Here is a 25,021-nt window from a genome sequence, read left to right as displayed (position 1 = left end):
GCCTGTTTCCATGTCTCGGGAAAAGCTGGCCCCGAAACTACCTTGATCCTTTCTTGAACAATACCACTTCTACTGTCTGAATTATAATCAACAAATCGAGTAACAGACTTTGATTCTTTATATAGTAAAGGTCATAACGGAGCTTTTCGCGGGTGTCTTCTTCATTATCAGCATAAGCAAAACAAAGCTGGGCCCATCCCGTCAAACCGGGCTTGACTCTGTGCCGTTCACTGTAGAATGGAATCGTTTCCGACAGTTGCTCTACAAAGACCGGCCTTTCAGGGCGAGGACCGACAAAAGCCATCGTGCCGTTCAATACATTGAAGATCTGTGGCAACTCATCAACCCGAATTTTGCGGATAATCTCCCCTACCTTAGTGACCCTTGCATCGTTCTGACTGGCCCAGACGGCACCATTCTTTTCCGCGTCGGTGATCATGGAGCGGAACTTATGAACCCTGAAAACGGCGCCACTTAGACCTACACGCTCCTGACTGTAGAAAATCGGGGCTTTTAGTCCATCTTCGATCTTGATGGCTATTGCCGTGAGAATCATCAGAGGCAGGCCGGCCAACAGCAAAGTGGTAGCTGCCAGAATATCCAGTGAACGCTTGCCAAAACCATAGACAGACGATACTTTGAATCCGTCAGAAAACACCAGCCAGCCATGAGTCACCATTTCCAGAGCGACTTTTCTTGACTCCCTCTCGTAGAAGCTCGCGCCGTCGACAATACGAACGCCGAGCATTTTGCACTCCAGGAGATCTTCCATCGGGAGGCCCTTGCGACGATCGTCCACAGCGACCACAATTTCCTTGACCGGGTGCCTGAGTATGTACTGATGGAGCGTTGATGGGAGCTGGAGAAGGTTTTCCTGGCTTACCTGAACCGGCTCATCCGGTAACGAAACAAACCCGGTAAGAATAAAACCCTTGCGGTTGAAGGGTGTTGTCAGATCCTCAAGAAGCTGCCTTGCCCTGAAGCCGGCCCCCAGAACCAGAACCTTCCGCTTGAACGCATCTTTTCCTGCCATGGCAAAGAACACCAATCGACTTATCCCGAGGAGGAAAAAGCCAAAGACAGAAGCAGATGTCAGCAAGTCTGTAAAGCCCAGATACCAGAGCCAGTCGTTACCCAGGATATAGATCACACTGGACGCCGGCACGCCGATGATTAGCGCAAAGATTGTCCGCAACATCATGCCGGACATCCCTTCCTCAAGCCGGGACTGGTGGACACCCAGGGCAATCATAACCAGAAGGTTGACAAGACCGAAGACAATTGCAGAAGGCAGAAGGAATATAAGGCTATCGAGAAAAAAGGAGACTTCCCCGAAGTGGCGGAAAAAAGCAGCAAGCGAAAAGCTGATCGCCAGAACAACTAAGTCAATAAGGCCCAGGATAACGAAGGGAACATGAATGTAATGCCTGAACAATCTGACGTGGGCCACGCCAACTCCTTTTGCTGTTCACCGTAAATACGTCTGCGCATCCAATGCTGCAGATCTGACAATGAACAGAGTTTACTGCATTTTAATGATACTGCAATCGGGTACAGTGAAGGACGACTTACAATGCGGTGCGAAAACGCAAAACACCCTACCCTTTTTATCGGGCAGGGTGCTTCAGGGTTTACGAAAACTCAGGCCGACTTGCGACGACGAGTCATTCCCAGGCCCACCAGGCCAAGACCAAACAGAGCAAGCGTTCCCGGCTCAGGCACGGCCTGCACGTCCGAAATACCAACGATCAGATCGTTATAATCGAAGTCACCGTCGATCAGGTCTTCGAAGGCAACGATTAGAGAGCTGTTACTGAAGTCGCTGTTGAAGCTTTCGGTGACGTCAAAGATTTTCGTCATGTCGACACCACCGTTCAGACCGGCGTCGGAGTAGAACATTTTGTCGCCACGCTGAAGGTAAAACCCAAACGTCGATCCTATATTCGCCGTTCCGTAAGCAGTCTTTGCGGTTCCCGCATCTAAGTCAAAATTCACCTTGGAATTTTCATTTAGATTAGAGCTGTCAGTGCCAGAAAAAACTTGAAGCGTTTGGCTACTGTCGTTCGGATCATAAATACCGAAATTGTTGATGTTCGCAAAACCCGCAAATTCGAAAAGCAAGAAAGCGCCAGCTGAGTCTTTATCTCCGTCAGTATCTGTCAGTTGGGCATGAGCTTTACCAGTGTCGTAGAACGCACCTTCTCCCCGGCTGTCAATGAATACCGCATCACCGTTGTCATCTTTAAGATCGAAAACGTCCATTGGGCCAGCCTGCGCGACCGAGAACGTCCCTGCTAGCATTACTGCTGCAATCAGTTTTGAAGTCATTTTCATTCTACTGCTCCTTGTTACATCTTAATTTGCATTTCTTACCGTCTCGCTAATGCAGCTGCCGTGCCACTTTATTTTTGCAAATAAAAACAGGGCGTTATAACCGGCCAGAAATTATTGCGTAAAGTTAACTGACACCCAGCGCGCCTGCGGTTAACGATTACGCCTGGACCGACGCGAAAGCCCGAGCCCCAGGAGTCCCAATGCCAGAAGCGCCAACGTTCCCGGTTCCGTAACGTTCGCAACGGTTACGTTATCGATGCCATAGCCGTCATCAGGGTTGTTGGAAAAAATGCTGACATCCCCCAGGCCTGCTGCGTCGTAGAGGCTGATGTAGAAAATTCGCCCATTGCCCAGTGAAGACCCGAAAATATCACCAAAGCTGAAATCAACCCCACCGAGGGACAAACGTCCTCCAGCGTCGTTGGGGTCGGTTATGTAGAAACCCATACTGTTAAAGCCGGCTGCTGGAGAAATAACCATCTGGCGGGCGTCCATACTGTCGAGCCAGTTATCCGAAGATACGGCGTAGCGCCCACTGAACGGGCTGGCACCGGCGTTCAACACGGCGAGCCCATCGTTGCAGTTGTAACTTCCGCTATCGCACAGGCCACCGGTGCCGGAAACGGCGCTGGTGAATGACCCGACGCCGACGGTTGAGTTGATGGTGCTCGAACTGACTTCCAGCGGTGTAGAACGAGTTGTCGTCAAATGTTTCGGTGAGATACCCAGAGTGGACAGAATCAAGGAAGGCTTGCTCTGCCGCAGATGATGCAGCAGCCCCCTGGCCACTGATCGTCAGAATGGGGGCGGCTCCGGCCCACGAACAGGCGCCTAGGAGAAGGCCCGCAGTCATGATTGTTTTTAGCGTGTTCATAGTCAGTACTCCATACAAGCTGACAGAATCGTCTCAGTGTGTGGAGTACTGTTTGCATACCACGTGCCATCGGGCTAAACGCCAGACTTTCAGCGAGTTAGCACAACCGCTACAGCACCGATGTAAAGTTTTTCGACATGCCGACCTCCAACTCCATGGTGCTGCGACCAAGGGCGTTCAGATGACAAACAATCCAACGAATTCGTGCACCGGCGTGGCCTCCAGAGTCTTCTGTTCTTTACAGAGGCGGAAAATCCGATCGCACTGCTGGCCTGGAAACCTCGTGGCCAGATTGCTGCGGAACTTGTCTTCCAGCAGCGGGATGCCCTCTTTCCTGCGGCGACGGTGCCCGATGGGGTACTCTACTGCAACATTGTCCGTGCTGGTTCCATCTTTAAAAAACACCTGAATCGCGTTGGCGATGGAGCGCTTATCGGCTTCAAGGTATTCCCGGGTATACCTATCGTCCTCCACCACTTCCATCTTCTCGCGAATCTCATCGATGACGGGGTTTGCTTCGTGGAAGCTATCTTCATAGTGTTCCGCAGTGAGGCTGCCAAAGATCAAAGGCACCGCGGCCATATACTGAAGGCAGTGGTCCCTGTCTGCCGCGTTTGCCAGCTTGCCCTGTTTGGAAATGATGCGGATTGCAGATTCGTGGGTAGTGATGACGATCCGGTCGATCTCGTCCAGGCGGTCCTTAACCTGCGGATGCATGGTGACCGCAGCCTCCGCTGCAGTCTGGGCATGGAACTCCGCCGGGAAGGAAATCTTGAACAGGATGTTCTCCATCACATAGCTGCCGAATGGCTGGGGTAAAGAAAACTGACACTTGTCATCCTGTTTTAGCTTCTGGTCCTTGTTGGTTTTACTGAACAGTACGTCGTAAACCCCCCATTGGGGTGCTGTGAGCACGCCTGGAATGCCCATTTCACCCCGCATGGCGATATCCGCCAGTCTCACTGCCCGGGAAGTCGCGTCGCCTGCGGCCCAGGACTTGCGGGACCCCGCGTTCGGTGCATGACGGTAGGTCCGAAGGGACTGACCGTCCACCCAGGCATGGGACAATGCAGAAAGCAGTTGATGCCGGTTCGCCCCCATCAATTTTGCAGTCACAGCAGTAGAGGCCACTTTGACCAGCACGACGTGGTCCAACCCCACGCGATTGAAGGAGTTCTCGAGTGCCAGCACACCCTGAATTTCGTGGGCCAGGATCATTGCCTCAAGCACATCCCTCACCGTTAACGGGGACTTGCCCTCGCTGACCCGCTTCTGTGACAGGTAATCCGCCACCGCAAGGATGCCCCCCAGATTGTCCGATGGGTGACCCCATTCGGCGGCCAGCCAGGTGTCGTTATAGTCGAGCCAGCGGACAATACAGCCAATGTCCCAGGCGGCTTTCACCGGGTCCATTCGAAAAGGCGTGCCGGGAACGCGGGCTCCGTGGGGGACTACCGTACCCTCTACAAGTGGGCCAAGGTGTTTCGTACATTCCGGGAAACGTAATGCCAGCAGGCCGCAGCCCAGTGTATCCATCAGGCAGTTGCGGGCAGTATCCCAGGCCTCTTTACTCTTGATCCGGTAGCTGAGGGTGTAGTCAGCTATGGATTGCAAAACTTCGTCGTAATCGGGCCGTACGTTGAGAGCTACATTCTCAGCCATACCAATAATTCCTTTTTTCCGAATATTTTGCTCAAGCAATATAGTTCACAAACGATCTATCAGATTCTCCAGGCTTAAGCCATACGCACCTTACCTCTTGGGCAGTTCAGCCTAGATTATCGAATCTCTGCCGGTTAAAACCACTATAGGTAAAAATCTATAGTCTAAGACTCACTTTCACATTCCAAAACGTTCCATCGTTGAGGTGGCAAGATAATGCCCCCGAATCAATACTTTTCCTATCCAGCCCCAATTCTCATTGAGGAGAACAAAAATGCCGCGCTATATGGTAGCTATCTTCGTTTGCTCGGCTTTGTTGATGAAAGGTTGTCAAACTTGGCCCCCGCAAGATCCCAATTTACTCCCTCCTACCGCTGCGCTTCCGGAGTCTAGCACCCAAGGAGAAGTCCAAATCTATTACTGGGAGAATATTTCAGGCACTTCAGTAGGGGCTCTCACTTCAGATCAAGCATTTCCTGATTCACCCGATCTCACAGAAATGCTTAGCGAGCTTCGGGGAAATACAGATCGGGGGGATGATTACGGTAGCTTGGTCAGGGGATATATTGTTCCTTCCGAACCAGGTATGTACACCTTTTTTGTAAGCGGAGATGATGAGACGGAGTTTTGGCTTAGCCCTTCCTCCGACCCTTCCGAGAAAACGAAAGTTGCGGAAGTTCCGGGTTGGACCAGTGCGTTGAATTACAACAAGTATAGTTCGCAGACCTCCGCTGCAATCGAACTCGATACAGGCGAAAAGTACTATTTCGAAATTATTCACAAGGAAGGCGCAGGTGGTGATCACTTCAGCGTTGCTTGGGAAGGCCCCGGATTCGGTCGTGAAATCATATCTGGACAGAATATCGCAAGCTATGCTGGCGGGACTCTTCATTTAGAAGATGGCGCCAGTGCCGAATCGAGTTTCAGGATGGGATATACTGTCGGCTATCTTGATGGCTCAGAAGGTCTTTCTTTCAACCCACAATTCCCACCGCTGGATGAAGACCAGGATGGAATATACGACAACTGGGAGATGGTACATGGTTTAGACCCGAATGACCCAAATGACTCAACCTCGGATCCCGACAACGACTTGCTAGTTGCAGCCGACGAGTTTTTATTGGGGACCGACGAGAACAATCCAGACACTGACGGTGACGGCATTCCTGACGGCGCCGAGTTTGCCCTTTCACTGGATCCTCTGGACGAATCTGACGCTCAACAGGATCTGGACGGCGATGGTTTTACCAATCTTGAAGAATACCTTGCTGTAACTGACCCGGACGATGCCCAGTCTCTCCCGGAAAGTGAGTTTGATGAAATAAACTATACACAAGGCTTTGTCGGCCAATATTTCGCGGGAACTACCTTCGATAGTTTTCTGGTCGCTCGCCAAGACCAAAGTATTCAGTTTGAATCTCGTTATGGTTCTTTTGCAGAAGGACAGCCGAATGATAATTTCAGCGCCAGATGGTATGGCCAGTTTGTAGCGCCTCACTCCGACGGCAGCAGAGATTACACATTTGGCGTCGGTATCGACGACGGTGCGAGGCTTTATTTAGATAGTGAACAGGTCATTTCTGCCTGGCAAGACCAAGGTGAGACGACCTATTCATCCACTTTAACTCTAGAGCCTCAGCAGAGCGTAAATATTTTGATGGAGTACTATGAGCGAGGTGGCGCTGCCGTTGCCCAGCTCTTCATCAGGGACGTCTCAACAGGCGAAAACCTCACCCTTACCGATGTCGTTAGATCTCCGGATCTGCGTAGCCCTGCAACCACTGACACTGACGGAGATGACTTGCCCGATACATGGGAACTCCGCAATGGCCTTGCACCATGGACATTTGACGCATCCGTTGTTAAAAACAATCAGGGGGTCACTAATTTAGAGGCTTTCCGAAGTGATGTTAGCCCCTGGACATTGGAACCCCTAGCCTCACCAGAAAGCCCTGCCATTGATAATGGTGACACAGGTATTCCTCCAGAACCCTCAACCTCAACGGCTACGTTAACCTGGACAGCACCATTAACTCGAGTCGATGGAAGTTCGATTGCACTCAGCGAAATCGACAGTTATGAAATAGTTTACGGAAGTTCCCCAACCGATCTAAGCAATACAGTGTCGGTAGACGGTGCCGAAACGAGTGCGGAGATAGGCGGTTTAGCTACAGGTACCTGGTATTTTTCGATCAGAGTAATGGATACGAACGGCCTAGCAAGTGCTAACTCAGAAATAGTAAGCAAGGAGGTTCAGTAGCCCAAATAACAAAACCATGCACTAGTGGACTCCAGTAGTGCTCTTTGCTATCCACTTAGCATACTCAAAGAACTCAAGGTCAGCGAAATGGCGAACCTTTCAGCGAGATCCCTCTAGCCCCTTTTCGCAGCAGAAGAGGGGCTGGTTCGCAATGGCGCAATTGGCCACCGTGGATTAAAACTAGTGGAGTTGAACCACCTAAGCACATCGGACACTCTGAACTGCGAGCGTCAAGTCCTTTAGCGTTGAGTTGTGGTACACTTTCTTAACGCGATATGAAAATAGCAATAATCTTAAATCCACAAATTACTTTTTAGTATCAAAAGTTATCTGTGGCCCTTATATTGCTAAAGCCGAGATCTGGATACCACTTTGCAGGAAATTTCCGTTCCCCGGATTCTGCTCAGGGTAAACCGTTCACGCTCGCCAACTCGGGTAATCTGGCAGACGGCACAACCGTGAGCGTGGAATACCCTGACAAGCTGTCTCTCGATGGCGTGTTCTACGACGACCTGTTCACAACCATGTCGATTGACTTCGGTGGCAGCCTGTTCTCAGGCATGTTCAGTTTCCTGTCGGACACTGACAACAACGATTTCGACGCCGGTAGCCCGATCACTCCGACCAACCCGGTTCCCGAGCCCGGTACGCTGGCACTGCTGGGTCTCGGCGCCCTGGGCTTTGGCCTGCGTCGCCGTAGTCGCAAGGCGTAAGCGACACACTTACCCTGGCGCCGAACTACTCCCCGTTGTTCGGCGCCGGGTTAGGCGATCTATCAGGTTAGACTCCACAAGGCCGTATTCTGGCTAATCTCCAGGCACCCTCACCCAACCTTCCATAAGCACTCGCGCGCTGCGGCTCATGATGGCTTTGGTGGCTGTCCACTGGCCGTTGGCCTGGCTGGCTTCCGCACCGACCTGCAAAGTCCCGGATGGGTGGCCGAAGGTCACGGAGGTTCTGTCTCCGCCGCCAGCGGCCAGGTTAACCAGAGTCCCCGGTACCGCAGCTGCGGTGGCAATAGCAACGGCGGCCGTGCCCATCATTGCGTGATGGAGCTTACCCATGGAAAGAGCCCGTACCAGCACGTCCACATCCCCTGCCCCGATGGCTTTGCCACTGGAAGACACATAGTCAGACGGCTTGGCCACAAACGCTACCTTGGGCGTGTGCTGGCGGTTGGCGGCCTCTTCCACGGACTGAATCAGTCCCATTTTGACGGCACCGTGGGCACGGATATTTTCAAACATCGCAAGGGCTTCGGGATTGCCGTTGATGTCATCCTGCAGCTCCGAGCCCTTGTAGCCAATGTCGTCTGCATTCAGGAAAATGGTGGGAATGCCGGCATTGATCATGGTGGCCTTGAGGGTGCCAACACCAGGCACGTTCAGGTCATCCACCAGGTTGCCGGTGGGGAACATGGCGCCTTCGCCTTCGCCGTCGGCGGGGTCCATGAATTCCACCTGCACTTCCGCCGCCGGGAAGGTCACGCCGTCCAGTTCGAAATCACCGGTTTCCTGCACCTCTCCATTGGTGATGGGAACGCGGGCTACGATGGTTTTCCGGATATTGGCCTGCCAGATGCGAACCGTGGCGATACCGTTCTCCGGAATACGATCCTGAGCGACGAACCCGCCATTGATGGCAAATGCGCCGACGGCGGCGGTCAGGTTGCCGCAGTTACCGCTCCAGTCAACAAAAGGCTTGTCGATGGATACTTGGCCAAAGAGGTAGTCCACGTCGTGATCCGGTTGTGTCGGCTCCGCCAGAATCACGGTTTTGCTGGTGCTGGAGGTGGCACCACCCATGCCGTCGATCTGCTTCTGGTAAGGGTCCGGACTGCCGATCACACGCAGCAGGAGGTTGTCCCGGGCTTTGCCCGGGACCTGTGCCGCCTCGGGCAGATCTTTCAAGCGAAAGAACACGCCCTTGCTGGTGCCGCCACGCATATAGGTGGCGGGGACTTTGATCTGGGGCGCGTGGGTCATGCGGCGCCCTCCGATTGCAGGAAGTCCTCGGCAAAGCGCTGAAGCACACCACCAGCACTATAGATAGACACTTCTTCCGCTGTATCCAGACGGCAGATCACGGGCACACGCTCGGTGCTGCCGTTGTTGCGGTGGATAACCAGCGTGAGTTGTGCACGCGGTGCGGCTGTACCCTCTACATCATAGGTTTCGGTACCATCAATACCCAGGGTTTGCCGCGTGGTGCCTTCCTCGAACTGCAGAGGCATAACACCCATGCCGACGAGATTGGTGCGGTGAATGCGCTCAAAGCCTTCGGCCACGATGGCTTCCACGCCCGCCAGGGCCACGCCCTTGGCCGCCCAGTCACGGGACGAACCCTGACCGTAGTCGGCACCGGCGATGATGATCAGTGGCTGCTTCCGTTCCATGTAGGTTTCGATGGCTTCCCACATGCGGGTGACCTTGCCTTCCGGCTCAACCCTCGCCAGGGAGCCCTGCTTCACCTTGCCGCTCTCGTCCCGCACCATTTCGTTGAACAGCTTCGGGTTGGCGAAGGTTGCACGCTGTGCCGTCAGGTGATCGCCCCGATGGGTGGCGTAGGAGTTGAAGTCTTCCTCCGGCACGCCCATTTTATGCAGGTATTCACCGGCTGCGCTGTCCATCAGGATCGCGTTGGACGGCGACAGGTGGTCGGTGGTGATGTTGTCCGGCAACACCGCCAGCGGGCGCATACCCTTCAGGGTTTTCTCGCCTACCATGCCACCTTCCCAATACGGCGGGCGGCGAATGTAGGTGCTCTGGGGGCGCCAGTCGTAGTTCGGGTTGGTGTTGGCGTGCGCATCCCGGGTGATGTCGAACATCGGGATGTACGTGCTGCGGAACTGCTCCGGCTTCACGCTGGACTTCACGATGGCATCAATTTCCGCATCGTCCGGCCAGATGTCCTTCAAGGTGATGGGGTTGCCATCCTTGTCGTGACCCAAGGCGTCTTTCTCGATGTCAAAGCGGATGGTACCTGCAATCGCATACGCCACCACAAGTGGCGGTGATGCCAGGAACGCCTGCTTGGCGTAGGGGTGAATCCGGCCGTCAAAGTTCCGGTTGCCCGAGAGCACGGCGGTGGAATACAGGTCCCGATCAACAATTTCCTTTTGGATCTTCGGGTCCAGTGCGCCGCTCATGCCATTGCAGGTGGTGCAGGCGAAAGCCACTACGCCGAAGCCGAGCTCTTCCAGCTCGGACATCAGGCTGGCTTCTTCCAGATACATTTTTACCGTCTTGGAGCCCGGCGCCAGGGAAGTCTTTACCCAGGGCTTGCGAGTCAGGCCCAGCTTGTTGGCATTACGGGCGATCAGGCCTGCGGCCACCATATTGCGGGGGTTGCTGGTGTTCGTGCAACTGGTAATCGCGGCGATGATGCACGCGCCGTCCGGCATCTTGCCCTCTTCCTTTTCCCACTTGCCGGCAACACCGCGCTCGGCCAGTTCGGAGGTGGGAAGATGCGCGTGGGGGTTGGACGGGCCTGCCAGCGTACGGTGCACATTGGACAGGTCAAACGTCAGCACTCGCTCGTATTCGGCGTTTTTCATGCTGTCGGCCCACAGGCCTGTCTCTTTGGAGTAGGTCTCAACCAGGGCGACCTGGTCGTCTTCACGCCCGGTCAGCTTGAGGTAATCGATGGTCTGGCCGTCGATATAGAACATCGCCGCCGTGGCACCGTATTCCGGAGTCATGTTGGAGATGGTGGCCCGGTCACCTACGGTCAGGCTGTCGGCGCCTTCGCCGTAGAATTCCAGGTAGGCACCTACCACCCTTTCTTTACGCAGGAATTCAGTGATAGCCAGCACCATGTCGGTACCTGTGATTCCTGGTTGCAGCTTGCCCTTGAGCTCCACACCCACGATGTCCGGCAGGCGCATCATGGAGGCGCGGCCCAGCATCACGCTTTCGGCTTCAAGGCCGCCAACACCCACGGAAATAACACCAAGGGCATCTACCATTGGCGTGTGGCTGTCGGTTCCCACGCAGGTATCCGGATACGCAATACCGTCACGGTTCTGAACCACCGGCGACATCTTCTCCAGGTTGATCTGGTGCATGATGCCGTTGCCCGGAGGAATCACATCCACATTCTTGAACGCAGTCTTGGTCCAGTTGATGAAGTGGAAGCGGTCGTCGTTGCGACGGTCTTCCACGGCACGGTTTTTCTCAAACGCGTCTTTCTCGAAACCGGCGTGCTCAACGGCCAGCGAGTGATCCACGATCAACTGGGTGGGCACCACCGGATTGACTTTCGCCGGATCACCACCCTTTTCCTTGATGGCATCGCGCAGGCCAGCCAGATCTACCAGGGCCGTCTGGCCAAGGATGTCATGGCAAACCACGCGGGCCGGGTACCAGGGGAAATCCAGGTCCCGCTTACGTTCGATCAGCTGCTTGAGGGAATCCGTCAGTGCCGATGGATCACAACGACGAACCAGCTGCTCTGCCAGGATCTTGGAAGTGTACGGCAGTTTGTCGTAGGCGCCAGGCTGGATGTCTTCCACAGCCTGACGGGTGTCAAAATACTCCAGGTCGGTGCCCGGGAGGGGTTTGCGGTAATCAGTGTTCATGGGCGGTACTCAAATTCTGGTTTATCGGATTACGGCCGCTCGTCGATCGGCACCCATTTAGAATCCGCCGGGCCATCGTAGTCGGCACTTGGGCGAATGATGCGGTTATTTTCACGCTGTTCTTTCACGTGGGCGGTCCAACCAGACACTCGCGACATCACGAAGATGGGAGTAAACAGTTCGGTCGGGATACCCATGAAGTGATAGGCGGAGGCATGGAAGAAGTCGGCGTTGCAGAACAGCTTCTTCTCGCGCCACATGACCTCCTCACAACGAACCGATACCGGGTACAGAACGGTATCACCCACTTCCTTGGCGAGCTCCTCCGACCATTTCTTGATGATGGCGTTGCGGGGATCAGACTCCCTGTAGATCGCATGGCCGAAGCCCATGATCTTCTCTTTGCGCTCCAGCATGCCCAGCAGGCCTTTCTCGGCTTCGTCCGGGGTCTGGAATTTCTGGATCAGCGCCATGGCCGCCTCATTGGCACCACCGTGGAGCGGGCCGCGCAGGGTACCAATGGCACCGGTCACGCAGCTGTGGATATCCGACAGGGTGGAAGCACACACACGAGCCGTGAAGGTAGAGGCGTTGAACTCATGCTCTGCATAAAGAATCAGCGACACGTTCATAACGCGCTCATGCAGTTCGCTGGGTTTCTTGCCGTGAAGCAGTTCCAGGAAATGGCCACCAATGGAATCCACGTCGCTGGCGGTATCGATACGCACGCCTTCATGGGCGAAGCGGTACCAGTAGGTGATGATGGCCGGGAACAGCGCCAGCATGCGGTCGATCTTGTCGTTCTGCTGGCTGAAGTCGGTCTCCGTTTCCAGGTTGCCCAGCATTGAGCAGCCGGTGCGCATCACATCCATGGGGTGAGCGTCTTTGGGAATGTGCTCCAGGACAGATTTCACGGCGTATGGCAGTTCACGCATACTCACAAGTTTTGTCTTGTAGTCCTCAAGCTCCTGCCGGTTAGGTAGCTTGCCGCGCAGCAGCAGGTAGGCCACTTCCTCAAACTGGGCGTGGTCCGCCAGGTCGCTGATGTCATAGCCACGATAGGTCAGGCCGGCGCCGGATTGGCCAACAGTACACAGTGACGTTACGCCAGCCACCTGGCCGCGAAGACCTGCGCCTCCGAGTTGTTTTGCTTCAGCCATGGTTTTCCCCCTCATCAATGTTTGGATTTTGATTAACCCTTTTTCTGCTGGAACAGCTCGTCCAGCTTCTGTTCGAAATCGTGGTAGTTCAGGAAATCGTACAACTCCATCCGCGTTTGCATAAGGTCAACCACGTCTTTCTGGTCACCTTTCTCGAGGATGTTTTCGTAAACTGTCAGTGCCGCCTTGTTCATGGCGCGAAAGGCACTCAATGGATACAGCACCATACCGGCGCCGGCATCTGCAAGCTCCTTGCGATTGTACAACGGCGTGGCACCGAACTCGGTAATATTGGCCAGCACCGGCACGTCCAAGGCTTCAGAGAAGGCCTTGTAGTGCTCCAACTCGGTCACCGCTTCAGCAAAAATGCCGTCGGCGCCTGCTTCTATGCAGGCCTTTGCGCGCTCAATGGCCGCTTCCAGGCCTTCTTTCTGGAACGCGTCGGTGCGGGCCATGATGAAAAAGTCATCGTCCTGACGGGCATCCACGGCGGCCTTGATGCGATCCACCATTTCTTCCTGGGAGACGATTTCCTTGTTCGGTCGGTGACCACAGCGTTTCTGGGCAACCTGATCCTCGATATGAACCGCAGCTGCGCCAGCGCGTTCCATTTCACGGATTGTGCGAGCAATGTTGAAGGCCCCGCCCCATCCGGTATCGATGTCTACCAGCAGCGGGACGTCGGTGGCCGCAGTGATGCGGCGGACATCCTCGACCACATCGTTCAGAGTGGTCATGCCCAGATCCGGCAAACCATAGGAAGCATTGGCAACACCGCCTCCGGACAGGTAGATGGCCTGGTGACCGACCTTTTCCGCCATCATGGCAGTATAGGCGTTGATGGTACCGACAATCTGTAAGGGGTGGTTTTCTTTCAGGGCTTTGCGGAAGCGTGCGCCTGGGGATAGTGTTTTGGACATGAGTAACCTCGTTATTTGGTGTGATGGTTCTAGATCGTTAAATCGCCTTGCTGGATCTTTTTCTCGATGTTTCTGCGGGCCGCATGGATGTGTCGTTTCATCAGGAATTCCGCCAGCTCGCCGTCACGCTGAGCGATGGCTTCAACAATTCTGCGATGCTCCCCCAGCGCCATGTGAGGGCGCCCGGATGACGTGCTCAAACGGTAACGGTACATCCGGACCATATAGTAAAGATCACCCAACAGCATTTGCGCGAGTTTAGTGTTGCGACTGCCGGTGGCAATGCGGTGATGGAAGTCGTAGTCGCCTTCTGCCTGATAGTAGGCCTGACCCTGGGCCTGTTCGATCATTCGCTCATGGCTATCGAGGGTGGCGGACAGGTCAGCGATTTCCTGATCGGTCATTCGCTCGGCGGCCTGACGGGCGGCGAGCCCCTCCATGGTTTCGCGAATGCGGTAGAGTTCCATGAGTTCATCAGCGCTGACTGAGACCACCTTTACCCCGGCGTGGGGCCGGCGCACCAGCAACCCCCGGGATTCAAGACGGCCAAGCGCCTCGCGCAGCGGTCCACGGGTAAGATTGAAACGGGAGCAGAGTTCGACTTCGCCGATCTTTTCGCCAGGGGCAAGGTCGCCCTTCACGATGGCCGTTTGCAGACAATCGAAGGCTTCATCGGCACGGGTATAGGTTTGGGCGATAGCTTCCGGCATATTTTGTCAACAATAGTGACTGGAATTACCGGAAATCTACGCCCTAACTCGATTATTGTCAACAATCCTGGATTACCTGGCTGCTTTATTGTTGACAGAGAGGCAGCCATCACCGCCCGGAGGCGACGCTAATAGAGCGTGCGCTCGTCCTTGGGAGGCGGCGTGTACTGGTACAACCAGGTTTCGGTAAGGACCTGATTGCCGAGCTTGAGCTGAAGGCGCAGGTCAATCGGCTCCAGGGAGTCGTCGGGCACCAGGTCAAACATAGCCCGATAGCCACCAATGGAATCCAGTGGTCGTGCAGACGTGATTTCCACCTCCCCGCGGCTGGCCGTTATCACCGGCTCTACCTCCGCATCGTCTCCCACCAGCGGCAGCGCGCCGCCGGCAAAGTCCACGGCAAATCGCCAGGAGAAGTATTCTCTCTCCTGCCCGACAACGCCACCCAATCCCGTACGCGTTGCCTGAACCGTGGCCAGCTCCTCTGGCTCCATCGGCGGCTCGGCTCCCCATGACAGCGTGTAGGAATAGAGATACTCCTGCCCGGGCTCCATGGGCTTCTCGGGATGCCAGAAGGCGACGATATTGTCGAACGTCTCGTCCTTGGTGGGGATCTCCACCAGCATCACGCTACCCTTGCCCCAGTCATCGTGGGGCGTAACCCAGGTGCTCGGACGCTTCTCGTAGAACACGCCGTCATCCTGATAATTCGCAAAGCCACGGTCGCGCTGCAACAAACCAAACCCACGAGGATTATTGTCAACAAACGTATTTACCCGGATCGAACGAGGGTTGACCAGTGGCCGCCACAGCCACTCGCCCTGCCCGTTCAGAATCGACAAACCGTCCGAATCGTGAATTTCCGGGCGCCAGTCATAGGCCATGCGGCGATCATTCTCACCGGTCTGGTACATACTGGTCAGTGGCGCGACCCCCACCCGCTGAATGGGTTTTCTCGGGTATAGCGCCGCATCCACGCTCATCACCATGTTCCGTCCCGGGGTCAACGTAAAGGCATAGGCACCGGTCGTGCTGGGTGAATCCAGAAGTGCATAGACCACCATGTTCTGGCTGCCCGGTTTCGGTTTCTCCAGCCAGAAGGCCGAAAACTGCGGGAACTCTTCCCCGCTTTCCAGTGCGGTGTCGATCGCCAGGCCCCTGGCAGAGAGCCCGTATTGCATTTCTGACCCAACCGCCCGGAAGTAGCTGGCGCCCAGGAAAGCGGCCAGGTCGCGCTCGTAGTCCGTGTGGAAGTGAACACGGAAACCGGCATAGCCAAGATCCTCCGGCAGGGTTCCCAGGGGTTGTTCACCCTCATATCGGAAGTATTCCGGCTTGTACGCCAGCTCCCGAGCCTCGCCATCTTCCACTTCGTGGATGCGCACCGGGGTTTTGAAGTAGAGGCCAAGATGGAAGAGCTGCACCTGGAACGCATTGTCGTCGTTGCGCCAAAGCGCTTCTTCGGGGCGAAAGCCGATCGCCTGGTAATCGTCCCAGGACAGATTCTTCAAGGAACCGGGTAACTCCCCTTCATGTGACACCCAGGGTTCGCCGGCCAAAGCCCGCGCATGGCCTTTCAGCCACGCGTAACTGAATGGCTTGGGCTCACCAACCTCGCCCGCCACGCTGGAACCACTGTACATCAATGCCGAGAGGGGCAATGCCTGGGCTCCTGCCAGACTGACGAAGGTTTTGATCAGTGTGCGTCTGTCCATGTCATGCTCCCGTCTTAGGTTGAGGCTCTTTACTCTTGAGGCTTTGTCTTGCCCAAACTGGATATTCGCCGTCCCCAGAAACTGTCTGGCGAGGAACGCCAGGCAAGCCGGTGCAGTTCCGCCAACGCTGTGCGGTCACGAAACACTTGGCTGAGTTCGTTCCGGGACAGCGAGTCCGGCCCTTTGTCGGCGAGTCGTCGTACCAATGGTGCCAGCAACTCAGCCCTTCTGGGCTGACGATCAGCGCGCGCCAGGGCCAGATGAAGCTGATTCAGGCTCGGCCGGATCACGGCGGCCTCCACAGCGGTAATCACCGTGACCTCATCATCCAGGGCCCTCGCGCTTCTGGCGTCGTTCAATACTTCGACCGGCGTAAGCTCTTCCGGAATCACCAAAAGCCCTTTCTTTCTGAACGCCCGGCCCAGCCCTACACGGCTGAGCACCACCGATGTCGGGGCCGCCAACACAAGTGGCACCGCGACGGGCAGGGACCAGAGGAAAAACATGGGGTCCAGACTCCAGGCGAAGGCGGACCAGCCAGCCCCCACGAGCATGCCGGGAAACTGGGTCAGAAAAGCGTCCCGCCATGTCGTTTCTTCTGTGCGATTTTGCCCTGCCCAGGACAAAGAGACGTTGAGAAGAGCCCCAAGGACGTATCGGCTGTGGGCCATCATCCGGACCGGAGCCAGCAGGACGGAAACGACGATTTCCAGCAACACACTCAGAAACAGCCGCCAGACGCCTCCGAAGCCCCGCACAAGGCCGTGGATTACAGCATCAAAGATGGCCAGAAACTTTGGCAGAAACAGCAGCGACAGGGTGCTCAACGCAAGCCCGATAGCCCATTCCGGCCGCCATTCCGGCCATAGGGGGAATAGCCCCTGATGCCCTTCCGGGAAATAATTGATGCTGGCGACCGTCATTTGCACGGCTTCAACGGTCGTCAGAATCAGGAATGCCAACCAGAGCGGCGACGCAAGGTACGCCATGATGCCGTTAAGCAGTGCCATCCGGTGGGCCAGGCGCAACTTCCGCCCGAACAGCAGGATCCAAAGATGCTGGAGGTTGCCTCTGGACCAGCGATTGTCCCGGGAGAGTTCATCCGAAATGGTGGGCGGTGATTCTTCAAAGCTGTTGCCAAGCTCAGGCTCAAGCCACACCTCATAACCGGCGCGCCCCATGTAGGCCGCTTCGACGAAATCGTGACTCATGATGGGCCCGCGAAAAAGCCCGAAGCCCCGCAGCTTGCGAAGACCGCAGTGCGTCATAAAGGGCTCAACGCGAAGAATGGCGTTGTGGCCCCAGAAGGCAGCGTCTCCCATCTGTATGGCTGCCAGGCCAGTAGCGAATAACGACGAGTAAAGGCGGTTCGCGAATTGCTGCACTCTGGCAAAGAGAGACTCACCGTTGATAATGGTGGGTGCGGTCTGCAGGATACCCACGTTGGGTTCCCGCTCCATCAGTTGCACCATTTTCACGATGGTTCCCGCACTTAGCAGGCTGTCGGCATCCAGCACAACCATATAGCGATAACGGCGCCCCCAACGCCGCAAAAAGTCCGCAACGTTGCCGCTTTTGAAATTGAGATTGACGCGCCGACGACGATAAAACAGCCGCCCTCCAGCCCCGAGCTCTTCACACAGCCGGTGCCACTCGGCCTGTTCCTGGAGCCAGACGTTCGGGTCCCTGCTGTCGGAGATAATATGAAATTCAAAGCGGTCCAGCTGCCCGGTCCGTTCAATGTCCTGATAGACCGCCTTCAACCCGCTGAGCGTCCATTTCACGGGCTCGTGGTAGATCGGCATAACGATGGCGGTTTTGGCCAGCGCCGTGTTTTCCAGTTCCGACTCCGGATGGCGTTTGAGAAGGCTGTGACGATCGCCACCTATCAGCCTGAGTACGAAACCAAACACGGCCGTCCAGAATCCCACTGCAATCCACATATAAAGAAGGATAAAAAGCGCAAGCAGGCCGAGCTCTACCCATGTTCCGCCGTGATACGGCAGAATCCAGAGCAGGAAGTAACTGGCAACAATGGTTTGCCCAACCACAAACAATGTCAGGAAAAAGCGACGCACTGTGGCGGTGCGGCGCCAGGTTCCCGAACGCTCGTGGGGGGCTTCATTAACGACCTCAGTCATGGGGATAGTACCCCAGGTGGCCGCGCATCAGGGGTGGAATAGGCGCCGGGATGTCCATTCCCGGCCGGTTGAAGTAGTCCGGCACGAGCTCAATACACCGGGCGGGCAAATCCAGCCCACCACCGTCCTTCATGGCGCTATCAACCAAACGCAGCACCTGTCGACAGGTTTCCGCGTCCAACTCCACGCCATCGTCGCGCAGATAAGTCATGACCCTCTCGATCGCCTGCTGGCATACGGTTTCCGGCATGAACAAATCTCCGCTCTATTGCTTCTGTGCAAGCCCGGAATCCGGGTTTATAGAATAGGTCCAGGTCTCGGTCAGTGGCTCATTATCAAGCAGGAGTTGCCCGCGGAGGACCGGGGCCTTGTCACCGACGGGGCGAACCAGCATCGACAGGCGCCAGGAGCCATCCGCCTCAACGAATTCAACAAAATGCTCTATGATCTCAACGGCGTCGCTGTTTCCGCTCCCTTCACTGACCTTACTGACGATGGCAGCATTGGGCTTAAGATCGTCCAATGGCCCTCCTGCAAAATCAACAATGATTCGGTAGGCCCCCTCTTCCGTGCCACCTCCAGGGCGGTTGCCATCTCCGACAAACGTTTGCAGTGCGCGCCCGGTGCTCTGCCCGGATACGTCCTCGTCGCCAAAACGAAGGCTGTAGGCTAGCGCCCGGTGGTCACCCTGCTTTACTGGCTCCTTCGGTTTCCAGAAGGCAACGATGTTGTCGTTGGTTTCCGCGTTGGTGGGAATTTCAACCAGCACGACCTCGCCGTTCGACCATCCCTGCCTTGGCGCAACCCACGCACTGGGCCGTTTGTCATATCGAGCCTCGGCGTCCTCAAACTGGTCAAACTGGGTGTCCCGCTGCATCAACCCGAAGCCAGCCAGGCGATCAACCTGAAGGTAACTGAGCCGGAGGCGAGATGGATTTTTCAGAGGTCGCCACAACCATTCGCCGGCACCCTGGTCATGAATCAGCAGCCCGCTTGAATCGTGTACCTGGGGCCGCCATTCACCCCGGGGCCTGGCGGTATTCTCGCCGTAGTAGAACATCGACGTCAGCGGCGCCAGGCCCGGTTGATCCACCGGGTTGCGGTAGAACAACTCAGCAGTGACATCAATACGTGTGGTCGGGCCGGGCTGAATATCGAAACGGTAGGCGCCGGCGACGCTTGGGCCATCCAATAGACCGTAAACCCGCATACGTTCACTGCCGCCTCCTGGCCGCTCAAGCCAGAATTCAACAAACGATGGCACTTCCTCCCCAGAAGGCAGCCCGGTGTCAATTGCTATACCACGCGCCGACAGGCCAAAGTGGTTATCGGCACCCACGCCCCGGAAATAGCTGGCGCCGGCAAAGACCAGAAACTGGTTCTGTTCCTCACCACTGCCCATCGGGTACGTGAGCTTAAAACCTGAATATCCCAGGTCTGCGGGAACCCTTTTGGCGAGTTCCGGGTCCGGGAAGCTGAAGCCGGATTTATCAAACGGGATGGGTGTGACGCCGTCGGCATCCACCTCATTCAGCTTGACCGTGTGGGTGTAATAACTCCCCGGCGGCACCATCATCACCTGGAATCGGGAGCGTCCCTCGCGCCAAAGGCTGGCCTGCGGATTGAAGCGGATGGATTGGTAGTCTCGGTAGCTCAGGTTCCTGAGAAACCCAGGCACCGGAGGTGGCGGCTGATACTCACCTTCAGCCCTTGCTTTGGCCTTGTCCACTATCTCCCTGAACTCAAGAGCCCCCGCCACATGGGCGTAGAGCAGCCCCGGCAATACCAGGCCGATCAGCCATCGTTTCCCTGAATGCATGTAGGTCCCACCTCGAAAAATGTCCATCGACTTTTTAATGTAGCACCTGCGACGGGCGCCGTCTCAAGTGACATCTTCGTAAGGCAGGCTGGCCACAGGGAGCCAGAGAGGCATCAGAGAGGAGTTAGGAAAGAAATCAGATACCCATGGTGAGAGAGAACCGAACGTCCGGGCGTTCGGGCATCGTCATGGCCGTCGTGGAGGCACGAATCATACGGCCGACGCTGACATTGGCCGTGAACGCACGGCCCTCGAACTTCAGTGAAACCTGGCCAGCACTGGCCCGGCCGTGGCGGTCGGACTGGGTTTCGGAGTATGGAACCCAGCCGTGCAACACCGCAAAATTCACGCTGGAAAGTACACCATCCATAAATGGCACCTGCCACGAGGGGCTGGCAGTATCCAGGCGCAACCAGCCACCCTGAACAACCGACACGGATTGGCCGTTAAAACCGGCCATCATGGAGGGACCGGCCACGGTCAGATACTCCGACACCGGAAGATCTTCATCAGCGAACTGGTAACGGCCGTGAATCCGCCACCGCCAGCGATAGAGCTCCTGTTCCAGCGAAGCGGACATGGCCACTTTGTAGAACGCGTCTTCGCGCCCGACATCTTCCTTCAACCGGTAATCGGTTGCACTGTACTCGCGACCGCTCACCGCCAGAAGACCAGTGCTGGCCTGCAAGCCACCCCAAAGCTCATGACCGCCCTTTGCCTTGACGCCAACTGAGGACAGTTCGTAACGGCTCTCTGATACCAGGCTACCCTTCTCCAGAGCGCGGCTGTCCCGCCCGGTATGGCGGGCAATACCATCAAACGCCAGACCAAATCTTGAAAACAGCGGACGACTGGCCCCGACGCCTACAACACTGGATTCGCCACTGGCGTTGTAGCGCCTGTCACCACTGGTAATGGCACGGCTGTAATATGAACTTCCGGTTTCCACGGTGACTTGGTTGGCTCCGGCGGGAAAGCGGTACCGAAACGACGTGGCGTTGGCGTCTGAGCGGTTTTTGTGGGACCGGGCATCGCGATAGTGAAACCCGATAGCATCGCTGCTGCCGACAAGGCTGTCGGCAGACACGCCAATGTCGCCATCCATTCCGTCGCTGTTCAGGGAGGTTTTGCCGGAAAACTTCAATCGGGATTTTAGCCAGTGTTCACGCTCATCGCGGAACGCATTCGCGGTGCCCTCAAAGTTATCGGCGTAGGGTTTCCAGCCATTACGCAACCAGGAACCCGATGATTCCGCGTACAAAGGTTGGCTGAGAACGCACCAAATAAGTGCGAACAACAGGGGATGTCTCAATGTTTCTGATCCTGCCAGTGAGCGCCGGCCGCCTGTCGAGATGGGTGCCGGTTATTCTTAAAAAATCGTCACTGCGGAATGTATTGCATTAAAGCCCTTAAATCCATCGCCAGTTGCTAAAATTTACAAAGTTAATCTTCATCTAAAACAGATGATTACGAACATCTCTGAAAGTTTTTTCTATAGATTTCAACAAGCGACAGGTATTGATAACTGGTGCCAGTTATTACCAAATTCTACATTTCGCTACCGAGACCTCCATTTGGAACACCAACTTGGTTACACTTGGCACAATTCGTGAGTCAGCCTACACGGACGACTGACTTCAAACAGGCCGTGACCGAAACGAAATAAGGACGAACGTTATGATCAAAAAGTGTCTCTTTCCCGTTGCCGGGTATGGCACCCGCTTCCTGCCGGCCACCAAGGCCATGCCCAAGGAGATCCTGCCCATTGTGAACAAACCCCTTGTTCAATATGGCGTTGAGGAAGCCTCTGAAGCGGGCGTTCACGAATTCGGTTTCGTCACCGGTCGAGGTAAAAGGGCCATCGAGGATCACTTCGACATCAGCTATGAGCTCGAGCACCAGATTGCCGGTTCGGGCAAGGAAGACCTGTTAACCTCGATCCGGGAACTGATCGACAACAACTCGTTCGCTTTCACCCGCCAGAGCGAAATGAAAGGTCTCGGTCACGCCATCCTTACTGGTCGCAACCTTGTCGGCGACAGCCCATTCGCGGTCGTACTCGCTGATGACTTCTGCGTGGCCGATGGTGCCGAAGAAGGTGTACTCGCCCAGATGGTCAAGCTTTACAACCAGTTCCGCTGCTCCATCGTGGCCATTGAAGAAGTACCGGAAGATGAGACCCACAAATACGGCGTGATTGCAGGCGAGTCCATGAAAGACGGCCTCTATCGCATCACTGACATGGTCGAGAAACCCGCCCCGGAAAATGCCCCCAGCAACCTGGCGATCATTGGGCGTTACATCCTCACGCCGGACATCTTCGACATCATCGAGCGCACGCCCCCGGGCAAGAATGGTGAGGTTCAGATTACGGATGCGCTACTGGAACAGGCGAAGAACGGATGTGTTCTGGCCTACAAATTCAAGGGGCGCCGGTTTGACTGCGGCAGCATTGACGGGTTTGTGGAAGCGACCAACTACGTTTACGAAAACATCTACAAGAAAGGTAAGTAAGCGTCTATTTGCCGAGAATCTGCAGGATCATGCGCCGGTTTTCGCCAGAGGTTTTCCGAAACCGGCGCAGCAGTTCCATTTCTTCTTCTGATAGTTGAATCCGGCTGATTTCCTGCTCGAGTTCTTTCAAGGCCGTTGACAGATCATCACCCTGGCTGAACGCCAGGCCCGGCAGCTCTAACTGGCCCGTGTCCCCGACATCGTCCAGGTCCAGCAGGTCTTCCAGTGGGGTTTCCGTCTTCAAGCAAAAATCCAGTAACTCGGTGACACCCGGCCATGCCCGATGCCTCGCATCAGTCGCTTCCCAACTCACCACCCGTGCCTCGTCCACTCCGCACATTTCTGCCACGTCCCCGCACGACAACTGCCCGGTTTCCCGAATCTGACGCAGGCGGCGGTTAAAGGTTTGCAGGTACCGCATAGGAGTGTTCTCTGCCGAGGTTAATCTTGTGGTCGGATAACATTTTCGGTGAATCAAACCGGAAATGTAACGTACATATAGCTTTACACACAATCTACCTATAATGAATCCATTAGCAACGGAAATAACTCGGTATGGCGGCAAAAGCACTGGATAAGAACACCGCATGGGAGCTGGTACTGGACGCAGTGAACCGCAGCAATGTGACGCTTTCATTGCCAGGCAGTGATAAGCCAGCACTGGATATTGGCCAGAACGGCGAATGGGCACTTCGACTGCCAGCAGAGCTCGGCGCACGGGACCTTCTGTCGGTTTTCCTGCCGCTGTGCTGCCCGGTTGCTCAAGGCTCACGCTCGCGGGTTGTCGGCCAGATGGGGCAGAGCCTGGACGGACGTATCGCCACGGTGACCGGCGCCTCCAAGTTCATCAATGGCGAAGATGGCATTACCCACCTGCACCGCTTGCGGGCAGTGTCGGAAGCGGTCATTGTCGGCGCCGGAACTGCATCCACCGACAATCCCAGGCTGACGGTTCGCAAGACGTCCGGCATTAATCCGGTTCGGGTGGTGATTGATCGCAACCATCGGGTACCGGACAGCCACCACTTGTTCAGCGATGAAGCATCCCCAACACTTCGCCTCGTCGCCGGGGACTACCACGCTGGCGATAAGCTGGCACCCCGCCACGGCGTAACAGATGTGCCCTGCCTCGGGCAGAATGACACCACGGACCCGGCCCATATACTCGCGGTTCTCGCGGACTTTGGTCTTCGCAAGATTTTTGTGGAGGGCGGTGGGCTTACCGTGTCTGAATTCCTGAATGCGGACCTGCTCGACCGGCTGCATGTCATGGTCGCCCCCATGATCATCGGCAGTGGGCGCCCGGCGTTTTCACTGCCGGAAATCAAGACACTCGACAGCGCCCTGCGCCCGAAGGCCCAGATGGTGGATCTGGGCAGTGACATGCTGTTTGATCTGAATTTCAGCCACTCGAGTGTCGGCGAGTGAATACGAACAGCACGCCCGGAAGGCTGGACAACAGGACCGCCAACCCGTAGCCGACACTGAGTGCAACGCCCTGCTCGGCCGGCATTCCAGCCATAGGCCAGAGCAATGCCGCAGCGCCCTCGCGCATTCCCCAGCCAGCGACGGTAACCGGAATAGCCATGACCAGCAGCAGAAGACTGCAAAGAGACACCAGCACCAGGGCCATGTACGGGTCAGCCCAATAACCCGCTCCCAGAGCCAACAACGAAAATACAGCCAGGTAACTGGCCACCACACCGGCGGAGGATACCAACTGGACACCCAGAGCCGGCCACCTCAACAGAGCCTTGTGCAAGTCACGCCGAAGCGCATGGACGTAGCTCTTCCCGCGCTGCCAAAGCCTGGCAATCAATACCACTGTCGCAACCAGGACGGCCAGCAACAACAGCGCCCGTTCGCCGTAGCCGGTAAAAGCCTCAAGCATCCCGTATCGGGACCCTGCAAGCCAACCCCCCAGGCTTAGCGCCACCGCCACCATTACCAGCTGGCCAGACAATCGTTCGATCATGACAGCATGAGCAGACGCAAGACGGGCACCGGAGTCGAGACTGTGACGCCAGGCCCTATTAACATCGCCCATCACCCCGCCAGGAAGCACCTGATTGAGAAAAGTGGCAAGGTAGTACTCCCGCACCGCAACAGCCATGGGCAAGACCAACCCAAGTCGCCGGGCGGTGTAACGCCAGCGCCAGGCTGAAAGCACCACCTGCGCAACGGATACCACCATGGCTGCCAATAACGACAGTAATGAGAACTGCGCCAGTTCCCGCCAGAGCACGCCCAGATCCAGGAAGTAGCCAGTCGCCAATAGCAACAGCAGGGTGAAACCCCAGCGCAGGTAACGGGTTCGGAGCAGGCGTCGCACG

20 protein-coding genes are annotated in these 25,021 nt (G+C 56.0%); 4 read left to right on the top strand and 16 right to left on the bottom strand.

What is annotated here, in order from left to right:
* Positions 1-37: 37 nt before the first annotated feature.
* The 4 genes from R1T46_RS12630 to prpD all read right to left on the bottom strand — a co-directional run bounded on the left by R1T46_RS12630 (position 38) and on the right by prpD (position 4,870).
* The gene (locus R1T46_RS12630; RefSeq protein WP_317305632.1) at positions 38-1,450 is read right to left on the bottom strand and encodes a TIGR03013 family XrtA/PEP-CTERM system glycosyltransferase; all 1,413 of its coding nucleotides are present in this window, start codon (positions 1,448-1,450) and stop codon (positions 38-40) included.
* Positions 1,451-1,641: 191 nt separating this feature from the next.
* A complete protein-coding gene (locus R1T46_RS12625; protein WP_317305630.1) occupies positions 1,642-2,334 on the bottom strand; it encodes a PEP-CTERM sorting domain-containing protein in 693 nt (230 codons plus the stop codon).
* A gap of 150 nt (positions 2,335-2,484) precedes the next feature.
* Positions 2,485-3,078 carry a PEP-CTERM sorting domain-containing protein gene (locus tag R1T46_RS12620; protein WP_317305629.1) on the bottom strand — a complete coding sequence of 198 codons (594 nt, stop codon included), beginning with the start codon at positions 3,076-3,078 and terminating at the stop codon, positions 2,485-2,487.
* A gap of 307 nt (positions 3,079-3,385) precedes the next feature.
* Positions 3,386-4,870: a 2-methylcitrate dehydratase gene (prpD, locus tag R1T46_RS12615; protein WP_317305628.1), complete on the bottom strand. Its 1,485-nt coding sequence runs from the start codon at positions 4,868-4,870 to the stop codon at positions 3,386-3,388.
* A gap of 274 nt (positions 4,871-5,144) precedes the next feature.
* On the opposite strand from prpD, the gene R1T46_RS12610 reads away from it, so the two are divergent.
* Both R1T46_RS12610 and R1T46_RS12605 read left to right on the top strand, forming a co-directional pair.
* Positions 5,145-7,130 carry a PA14 domain-containing protein gene (locus R1T46_RS12610; RefSeq protein ID WP_317305627.1) on the top strand — a complete coding sequence of 662 codons (1,986 nt, stop codon included), beginning with the start codon at positions 5,145-5,147 and terminating at the stop codon, positions 7,128-7,130.
* A 458-nt stretch (positions 7,131-7,588) separates the two neighbouring features.
* Positions 7,589-7,843: a PEP-CTERM sorting domain-containing protein gene (locus R1T46_RS12605; protein WP_317305626.1), complete on the top strand. Its 255-nt coding sequence runs from the start codon at positions 7,589-7,591 to the stop codon at positions 7,841-7,843.
* A gap of 93 nt (positions 7,844-7,936) precedes the next feature.
* Here R1T46_RS12605 and prpF read toward each other — a convergent pair whose 3' ends face one another.
* The 10 genes from prpF to R1T46_RS12555 form a co-directional block, all read right to left on the bottom strand.
* Positions 7,937-9,115: a 2-methylaconitate cis-trans isomerase PrpF gene (prpF, locus tag R1T46_RS12600; RefSeq protein WP_317305625.1), complete on the bottom strand. Its 1,179-nt coding sequence runs from the start codon at positions 9,113-9,115 to the stop codon at positions 7,937-7,939.
* Positions 9,112-11,709 (bottom strand): Fe/S-dependent 2-methylisocitrate dehydratase AcnD, encoded by a 2,598-nt coding sequence (gene acnD, locus R1T46_RS12595; protein WP_317305624.1) that lies wholly within the window; start codon positions 11,707-11,709, stop codon positions 9,112-9,114. The genes prpF and acnD overlap by 4 nt, the downstream gene beginning before the upstream one ends.
* A gap of 29 nt (positions 11,710-11,738) precedes the next feature.
* A complete protein-coding gene (prpC, locus tag R1T46_RS12590) occupies positions 11,739-12,869 on the bottom strand; it encodes a 2-methylcitrate synthase (protein ID WP_317305623.1) in 1,131 nt (376 codons plus the stop codon).
* Between the two features lie 32 nt (positions 12,870-12,901).
* Positions 12,902-13,789, bottom strand: a complete 888-nt coding sequence (gene prpB / locus R1T46_RS12585) for a methylisocitrate lyase (RefSeq protein WP_317305622.1) — start codon at positions 13,787-13,789, stop codon at positions 12,902-12,904.
* Positions 13,790-13,818: 29 nt separating this feature from the next.
* Positions 13,819-14,499: a GntR family transcriptional regulator gene (locus R1T46_RS12580; RefSeq protein ID WP_317305621.1), complete on the bottom strand. Its 681-nt coding sequence runs from the start codon at positions 14,497-14,499 to the stop codon at positions 13,819-13,821.
* Between the two features lie 128 nt (positions 14,500-14,627).
* Entirely contained in the window at positions 14,628-16,214 is a 1,587-nt protein-coding gene (locus R1T46_RS12575; protein WP_317305620.1) for a glucan biosynthesis protein, read from the bottom strand.
* A gap of 29 nt (positions 16,215-16,243) precedes the next feature.
* Positions 16,244-18,355, bottom strand: a complete 2,112-nt coding sequence (gene mdoH, locus R1T46_RS12570) for a glucans biosynthesis glucosyltransferase MdoH (protein WP_317305619.1) — start codon at positions 18,353-18,355, stop codon at positions 16,244-16,246.
* Positions 18,348-18,605, bottom strand: a complete 258-nt coding sequence (locus R1T46_RS12565; protein WP_317305618.1) for a hypothetical protein — start codon at positions 18,603-18,605, stop codon at positions 18,348-18,350. The genes mdoH and R1T46_RS12565 overlap by 8 nt, the downstream gene beginning before the upstream one ends.
* A 15-nt stretch (positions 18,606-18,620) precedes the next feature.
* On the bottom strand, positions 18,621-20,174 hold the full coding sequence (locus R1T46_RS12560; protein ID WP_317305617.1) for a glucan biosynthesis protein G: 1,554 nt from the start codon (positions 20,172-20,174) through the stop codon (positions 18,621-18,623).
* Positions 20,175-20,310: 136 nt separating this feature from the next.
* Positions 20,311-21,471 carry a ShlB/FhaC/HecB family hemolysin secretion/activation protein gene (locus tag R1T46_RS12555; RefSeq protein WP_317305615.1) on the bottom strand — a complete coding sequence of 387 codons (1,161 nt, stop codon included), beginning with the start codon at positions 21,469-21,471 and terminating at the stop codon, positions 20,311-20,313.
* Positions 21,472-21,851: 380 nt separating this feature from the next.
* Here R1T46_RS12555 and galU point away from each other — a divergent pair, with 380 nt between their 5' ends.
* Positions 21,852-22,688, top strand: coding sequence for a UTP--glucose-1-phosphate uridylyltransferase GalU (galU, locus tag R1T46_RS12550; protein WP_041334853.1), 837 nt, complete (start codon positions 21,852-21,854; stop codon positions 22,686-22,688).
* Between the two features lie 4 nt (positions 22,689-22,692).
* Here galU and R1T46_RS12545 read toward each other — a convergent pair whose 3' ends face one another.
* Positions 22,693-23,109 carry an XRE family transcriptional regulator gene (locus R1T46_RS12545; RefSeq protein ID WP_317305613.1) on the bottom strand — a complete coding sequence of 139 codons (417 nt, stop codon included), beginning with the start codon at positions 23,107-23,109 and terminating at the stop codon, positions 22,693-22,695.
* A 134-nt stretch (positions 23,110-23,243) separates the two neighbouring features.
* Between R1T46_RS12545 and R1T46_RS12540 the strand changes: the two genes are divergently transcribed.
* Entirely contained in the window at positions 23,244-24,116 is an 873-nt protein-coding gene (locus R1T46_RS12540; protein WP_278367470.1) for a RibD family protein, read from the top strand.
* Here the strand turns inward: R1T46_RS12540 and R1T46_RS12535 are convergent.
* Entirely contained in the window at positions 24,091-25,020 is a 930-nt protein-coding gene (locus tag R1T46_RS12535) for a lysylphosphatidylglycerol synthase transmembrane domain-containing protein (RefSeq protein WP_278367572.1), read from the bottom strand. The two genes, R1T46_RS12540 and R1T46_RS12535, sit on opposite strands and share 26 nt — an antisense overlap.
* Position 25,021: the final 1 nt, after the last annotated feature.

This window comes from Marinobacter salarius, assembly GCF_032922745.1.
Taxonomy (GTDB): Bacteria; Pseudomonadota; Gammaproteobacteria; order Pseudomonadales; family Oleiphilaceae; genus Marinobacter.
Note: the sequence above shows the minus strand (reverse complement) of the source record. Positions and strands in the feature narration are given on the sequence as shown.